1 protein-coding gene is annotated in these 287 nt (G+C 49.5%); it reads right to left on the reverse strand.

The window, feature by feature from the left end; genetic code table 11:
- On the reverse strand, positions 1-268 hold a 268-nt coding region (locus ACNKXV_RS14520), incomplete at its 3' end, for a helicase-related protein (protein ID WP_417908413.1).
- Between the last annotated feature and the right edge of the window lie 19 nt (positions 269-287).

Raw genomic sequence — 287 nt, forward strand, 5'->3', positions numbered from 1 at the left:
GATTCGATTTGGCAAAGCCGGAATCAACCACCACCCGGACACCTTCGATGGTCAAGGATGTCTCTGCAATGTCTGTGGAAAGAACGATTTTCCGCTTTCCTGAAGGATGGGGGAGAATAGCGCGATTTTGCTCCGATGGAGAAAGTTGCCCAAAAAGTGGGACAATGACATCCTCAGGAAGTGCTCTTTTGAGGATTTCTTCGGTCTTTTTGATTTCGCCCTGACCGGGCAAAAAGACCAGAAAATCGCCGGTGTGCTTCTTGGTCAAAGGGATGATTTGCCGAGCG

Origin of the sequence: Christiangramia aquimixticola (assembly GCF_048285835.1) — a bacterium.
GTDB classification, from domain to species: Bacteria; Bacteroidota; Bacteroidia; order Flavobacteriales; family Flavobacteriaceae; genus Christiangramia; species Christiangramia aquimixticola.